The sequence below is a fragment of the Oceanipulchritudo coccoides genome, assembly GCF_010500615.1.
In the GTDB taxonomy this organism is placed as follows: domain Bacteria; phylum Verrucomicrobiota; class Verrucomicrobiia; order Opitutales; family Oceanipulchritudinaceae; genus Oceanipulchritudo; species Oceanipulchritudo coccoides.
On record NZ_JAAGNX010000050.1, the window covers coordinates 1 to 207 of the forward strand.

The 207-nt window shown below is 57.0% G+C and carries 1 protein-coding gene; it reads right to left on the bottom strand.

Annotated elements, in window-relative coordinates; translation table 11 throughout:
• On the bottom strand, positions 1 to 207 hold a 207-nt coding region (locus G0Q06_RS14385; RefSeq protein WP_163967465.1), incomplete at both ends, for a VOC family protein.

Here is a 207-nt window from a genome sequence, read left to right on the forward strand (position 1 = left end):
AAACGGTCCAGGTCAAACCAACGCGGGCGTTGCGGCTGCGCTGCGTCAGGATTTGTGGCAATTGCCTCCAGATATAGTCCGTCTTCCAAACCCAAAAGAGCATTGTGGGTGGCAAACACGTCATGCGTCCCTCCCGGCTGCAGTGCCACACCAAGGTTTTGCTCCACATGCTTTTGTGCCTCCGCCAGTGTCTCACCGGCAATGGCA